Here is a 5,479-nt window from a genome sequence, read left to right on the forward strand (position 1 = left end):
GTTGCTCCAGAAACCAGCGTGGATCTTTTCCTTCAGAAACATGTACATTCAACAGAAGTAAAATTTCAACAGACGCCTGACGGATCGCCGCCAGACAGTGTTCAAACTGTTCGCGGGTATGATGCGATGAGCTAATCATCATTGTTTTCCTTGAGACAATGAGTACCGCTAAAGCGGCATTAAAAGTCGTTTTTCTTTTTATTTATATGAGGTTAAACATACCTGACTTTCTGTTGAAATAAAGTGACAACCTTATAATCATTTGCAATGCCTCCGGAGGATCGTCATGCCCGCCTTAACCACCGCGCGTCTCACCTGCTCGCCGCTGCAAGAGCAAGACTGGCCCTTTTTTCTGTCGCTACAGCAAAATCCTGAGGTGATGCGTTTTGTCGCCCCTGCGCGTAGCGAGGCGGACATTCGGGAAGCCTTTGAGTCTCGTCTGTTGCCGTGGACGCCGGGCAGCTCGCACTGGCTCTGCCTTGTGGTGCGTGAAACGGCCAGCCAGACGCCGCTGGGCGTAACCGGCTATGTGCACCGGGAAGCAGATTGTGCTGAAGTCGGTTTTCTCTTTGCGCCCTCTGCGCAGGGGAAAGGTTACGGCTTTGAATCTCTGCGGGCTGTGTGTGATTTCGCGCTGACTCAGGGTAATATCCGTCGGCTCACCGCCACCGTGACGGCGGGAAATATCGCCTCAAGGCGACTGCTGGAAAAAACAGGTTTTCAGCTGGAAGGTGAGTTGCGTGAGAGTTATTTCCTTTCAGGGCAATGGCATAACGACTGGCTATTCGGTTTACTGAAAAAGGAATTCCCGTTCAGTTAAACCTGATCAACAGCCATTTGGCGGATATTTCCCCGGCGGCGTTTCCTCTATAGTCGCGCCACTAAGAGGAAACGCTTATGACGGGTTATGCAATGCAGATATCTTCTGCTGCAATCGCATTAATTAAAAAACAACAGGGTCTTTCCCTGGAGAAATACCGTGACGAAAAGGGTATATGGGTTATTGGTTATGGTCACGTGATTCGCCAGTGGGAAAAATTTAACAGTCTCATCACGCCGATTGAGGCGGAGAATTTGCTTTTTAATGATATTCAATTATGTGAGGCGCTGCTGCGGGAAATGAACAAACGCCCATTAACCCAACAGCAGCATGACGCCCTGATATTAACCCTCTTCAGTTTTGGGGAAGAGTCCCCTCTGCCTGAGAAGATCCTTCAGGCCGTCGCCCGGGTGTAGTACATCGCGGCCTGCGTCCGGTTTTTGACATCAAGACGCCGGAAAAGCGTCTCAAGATGGGCTTTTACCGTTGCCGCACTGATATTGAGATTACGACCAATCTCTTTATTGGACTCTCCGGCCGCCAGTAACTTCAATACCTCACGCTGGCGCTCGCTTAACACTGCCAGTTCATCCTGAGAGGAGTGCTGCTTCAGCCATTCGCCGGGAAAACAGACCATTCCACGCGATACGGAATCCAGCACTGCGGAAAAGCGTTCGGGATTCGCATTGCGGGGAACTATCGCCACCACGTTGCGCTGAAACATTTGCTCAACCCAACGTCGCTCTTTTTTCGTTAACACCAACACCACGCGCGACGCTGGAAAACGATCCATAATCTCTTCCAGTAAAGCCACACCATTATCACGAATTAAATACCCATCTATCATGACGATAGCGGAGGGTGACGCGGATAATTGCGCCCATAATTCATCAGTCTGACGAGCCCCTGTCATCTCTATTTTCGGAATTAACTTCTGCAAACTGTACATCGCTCCATGAATAAATAATGACTGCCTGTCAAACATGATTACTCGCATCGTTTTACTCCTCTGAGAATAGCGAAGGGGGATTCTACAGAGGCATTTTTTAAGAAAAAACTCAATGAATGGAGAGGTTACAAATCACCCAGCTCTCTTTATATCTTCCAGCATTTATACATACCTGTTTTAAGGATTTCCTTAAGAGGGTTCCCTCCCCCTTAAGACTGAACATTACAGGAACATACCGCCTGAAACTTCAATACGTTGCGCATGCATCCAGCCCAGTTTGTCACTGAGCAACGCCGCAATGGCGTCACCAATATCATCGGGCAGGCCCACGCGTCCCAGCGCTGTCTGCGAGGCCAGCAGCTGGTTAAGCTCCGCATTATCCCGCACGCGTCCGCCCCCAAAGTCGGTTTCAATCGCGCCGGGCGCGATGATATTGACGGAAATTCCACGCGCACCAAGCTCTTTTGCCTGATAGCGGGTCAGCACTTCCATCGCCCCTTTCATTGCCGCGTAGGTGCCTGAACCGGGCTGAGTAAAACGGGCCAGTCCGCTGGAGACGTTCAGGATCCGCCCTCCGTCTTTTATGAGCGGCAGCAGCTGTTGCGTGAGGAAAAACGGCCCTTTGAAGTGAATGTTCAGCACATCATCAAACTGCGCCTCGGTCGTCTCGGTATAGGGTGCGTATAACCCTGTACCTGCGTTGTTCACTAAATAGTCAAAGGTGTCACGTTGCCAGACGTGTTTGAGGGTATCCTTCACCTGCTGAGCAAAGCGCGAAAAGCTTGCCGTATCGCCGACGTTAAGCTGCAATGCTGCCGCTTTTCCACCTGTTCCCTCGATTTCGCGCACAACTTCCTGCGCCTCCTGCTGGCTGTTGTTCCAGGTCAGGATGATGCCTGTCCCTTCCGCGGCCAGCTTCAAAACGGCATTTTTCCCCAGGCCGCGGCTACCGCCCGTCACTAAAGCAATACGTTCACTCATAATTCACCTCGTTTCGGCTGTGATGAAGATTGAGAAAGAGCTTATTAGATGGTAGAAAATCAATAAATAGTGCCGTCAGCGCTTCACTGTTTCATTCATAACAACAATGACCAACACCTATGGATAAAATACACGCAATGCAGCTTTTCCTTCGGGTCGCGGAACTGGAAAGTTTTTCCCGCGCGGCGGAGACGTTAAGCCTGCCAAAGGGGAGCGTATCGCGACAGATCCAGGCACTGGAAAACGCACTGGGCACGCAGCTGCTGCACCGCACTACCCGCCGCGTCAGCCTGACGCAGGACGGCATGGTTTATTACGAGCGCGCTAAAGATCTGCTGATGAATCTGGACGAACTGGACGGCATGTTCCTGCACGACCCTTCAACCATCAGCGGTCGGCTACGTGTGGATATGCCCGTTGCCATTGCGCGAAATGTAGTCATTCCGAAACTGCCTGCATTTTTACAACAGTTTCCCGGCATTGAGCTGGAGCTGAGTAGCAGCGATCGTCTGGTCGATGTCATCCGCGAAGGATTTGACTGCGTGGTTCGCGTGGGAAACTTAAAGGACTCCGGGCTTATCGCCCGCCCGCTTGGGAAACTCTCGGTGATTAACTGCGCCAGCCCGGATTATCTGACGCGATTCGGCTACCCTGAGACGCTGGACGATTTGGCTTCGCATGCCCTCATTCACTACTCCGCCACGCTGGGCACGCGTCCGCAGGGTTTTGAGTATTACAACGGCAGCGCGGCCCAGTGGGTGAAAACGGGAGGCGTATTGACGGTTAACAGCACGGAAACCTACCAGGCCGCCTGTATCGCCGGACTTGGCATTATTCAGGTTCCGCGCGTCGGGGTGCGTGATGCCCTGCGCACGAAAAAACTCGTTGAGATCCTGCCGCAATACCGGGCTGAACCGATGCCCGTCTCCCTCATTTATCCCCACCGCCGTAACCTCTCCCGCCGGGTGCATGTGTTTATGGAGTGGCTTACCGAACTCACAAAAGGTTACGTCGACTAGTCACAAGCTATAATTCAGTAACATCCAGCTCAACGAAAAGGAAAATGCGCGTGACGCCGGAAAATAACCCGCAACGACCGACTCAACATTTAGATTATGAACCCATCAAAAAGATGGATAACGAACCTGAAGCACCGAAAGAGCCTGGAACGGCCAGCAAAGCGCTGGGCACCGTGACCGGCATAGCCGAAAAAATTCAGCAGATACCCGCGATTGCTCACCTGATACGCGCCGCTGAGCGCTTTAACGACCGCATGGGAAATCAGTTTGGCGCGGCGATTACCTATTTCTCGTTCCTGTCGATGATCCCCATCCTGATGGTGTCATTTGCCGCCGCCGGTTTTGTGCTGGCGTCTCACCCGACGCTGTTGCAGGACATCTTCAATAAGATCCTGACCAACGTCAGCGACCAGACGCTCGCCGCAACGCTCAAAAGCACCATCAACACCGCCGTGCAGCAGCGTACCACCGTGGGTATCGTCGGGTTGCTGATTGCGCTCTATTCCGGGGTGAACTGGATGGGCAACCTGCGTGAGGCTATTCGCGCCCAGTCGCGTGACGTCTGGGAGCGTAGACCGCAGGATCAGGAGAAGATATGGGTGAAGTATCTGCGCGACTTTATTTCTCTGATTGGGCTGCTGGTGGCGCTGGTCATTACGCTCTCCATCACCTCGGTCGCCGGTTCCGCGCAGCAGATGATTATCTCCGCGCTGTACCTGGATTACATTGAATGGCTGAAACCGGCCTGGCGCGGCATTGGGCTGGCCATCTCCATCTTTGCTAACTACCTTCTGTTCTTCTGGATCTTCTGGCGTTTGCCCCGCCATCGTCCGCGCAAGAAGGCGCTGATGCGCGGGACATTGATTGCCGCCATTGGTTTTGAGGTGATCAAGATTGTGATGACCTATACGCTGCCGTCCCTGGTGAAGTCTCCCTCCGGCGCGGCCTTTGGTTCGGTGCTGGGGCTGATGGCTTTCTTCTATTTCTTCGCTCGCCTGACGCTGTTCTGCGCCGCGTGGATCGCCACGGCAGAGTATAAAGATGACCCGCGCATGCCGGGTAAAACCCACCGCTGATATCATGTCGGGCTGATATTTCAGCCCGATTCGCCATTTCAGCATATAAATCCAGGCCGTAACTTTTATTTAACGCAAAACCAGTTTTAATGACTGATATTTAAAAAGTGTGAAGCATTTCATAGAAGTGTTTTCGCTGGTCTGAAAATTATCCGCTTTTTGTTGCTTTTATGACCACACCACGCCTTTGTTACAGATTGAAATGTCGCTTTTGCTATGCCTAATATGGCCCTTCGTTCGTCCAAAAATAAGAAAATATTATGCAAGCAACAGCCACCACACTTAACGAAGGGGCGGAACACGTTCCGGTCAACTCGCGCAATAAAGTCGTCGTCGCATCGCTGATTGGCACCGCCATTGAGTTCTTCGACTTTTATATTTACGCCACCGCTGCGGTCATTGTCTTTCCGCATATTTTCTTCCCTCAGGGCGACCCGACGGCAGCCACGCTACAGTCTTTAGCCACCTTTGCTATCGCCTTCGTTGCGCGTCCGATTGGTTCAGCGGTCTTTGGGCATTTTGGCGATCGCGTCGGCCGTAAAGTGACGCTGGTTGCCTCGCTGCTGACGATGGGGATCTCCACCGTCGCCATCGGCCTGCTGCCGACCTATGAAACTATCGGCATTCTGGCGCC

General features: G+C 52.4%; 8 protein-coding genes. 5 read left to right on the plus strand and 3 right to left on the minus strand.

All coding sequences use genetic code 11. The features are described from left to right. Nucleotides 1–142, minus strand: a 142-nt coding sequence (locus IMQ56_RS16940) for an STY4199 family HEPN domain-containing protein (RefSeq protein ID WP_170950145.1), incomplete at its 3' end; no start/stop codon positions are given. Nucleotides 143–286: 144 nt separating this feature from the next. Between IMQ56_RS16940 and IMQ56_RS16945 the strand changes: the two genes are divergently transcribed. After that, on the plus strand, nucleotides 287–820 hold the full coding sequence (locus IMQ56_RS16945) for a GNAT family protein (RefSeq protein ID WP_017693814.1): 534 nt from the start codon (nucleotides 287–289) through the stop codon (nucleotides 818–820). A gap of 77 nt (nucleotides 821–897) precedes the next feature. Next, nucleotides 898–1,236 carry a lysozyme gene (locus IMQ56_RS16950; RefSeq protein ID WP_015571514.1) on the plus strand — a complete coding sequence of 113 codons (339 nt, stop codon included), beginning with the start codon at nucleotides 898–900 and terminating at the stop codon, nucleotides 1,234–1,236. Here the strand turns inward: IMQ56_RS16950 and IMQ56_RS16955 are convergent. Together IMQ56_RS16955 and IMQ56_RS16960 are read right to left on the minus strand one after the other, a co-directional pair. Then, the gene (locus IMQ56_RS16955; RefSeq protein WP_032104620.1) at nucleotides 1,215–1,817 is read right to left on the minus strand and encodes a response regulator transcription factor; all 603 of its coding nucleotides are present in this window, start codon (nucleotides 1,815–1,817) and stop codon (nucleotides 1,215–1,217) included. The two genes, IMQ56_RS16950 and IMQ56_RS16955, sit on opposite strands and share 22 nt — an antisense overlap. A gap of 174 nt (nucleotides 1,818–1,991) precedes the next feature. Continuing rightward, a complete protein-coding gene (locus IMQ56_RS16960) occupies nucleotides 1,992–2,750 on the minus strand; it encodes an SDR family oxidoreductase (protein ID WP_196064098.1) in 759 nt (252 codons plus the stop codon). 119 nt (nucleotides 2,751–2,869) lie between these two features. On the opposite strand from IMQ56_RS16960, the gene IMQ56_RS16965 reads away from it, so the two are divergent. The 3 genes from IMQ56_RS16965 to IMQ56_RS16975 all read left to right on the plus strand — a co-directional run. After that, complete coding sequence (locus tag IMQ56_RS16965; protein WP_032672214.1) at nucleotides 2,870–3,769, plus strand: LysR family transcriptional regulator; 900 nt, start codon at nucleotides 2,870–2,872, stop codon at nucleotides 3,767–3,769. A gap of 50 nt (nucleotides 3,770–3,819) precedes the next feature. After that, nucleotides 3,820–4,845, plus strand: a complete 1,026-nt coding sequence (gene yhjD, locus IMQ56_RS16970) for an inner membrane protein YhjD (protein WP_023295574.1) — start codon at nucleotides 3,820–3,822, stop codon at nucleotides 4,843–4,845. Between the two features lie 260 nt (nucleotides 4,846–5,105). Beyond that, a partial coding sequence (locus IMQ56_RS16975) for an MFS transporter (RefSeq protein ID WP_196065235.1) occupies nucleotides 5,106–5,479 on the plus strand: 374 nt, incomplete at its 3' end.

Source organism: Enterobacter sp. Res13-Sevr-PEC09-46, from assembly GCF_015672585.1.
Classification (GTDB): domain Bacteria; phylum Pseudomonadota; class Gammaproteobacteria; order Enterobacterales; family Enterobacteriaceae; genus Enterobacter; species Enterobacter hormaechei_C.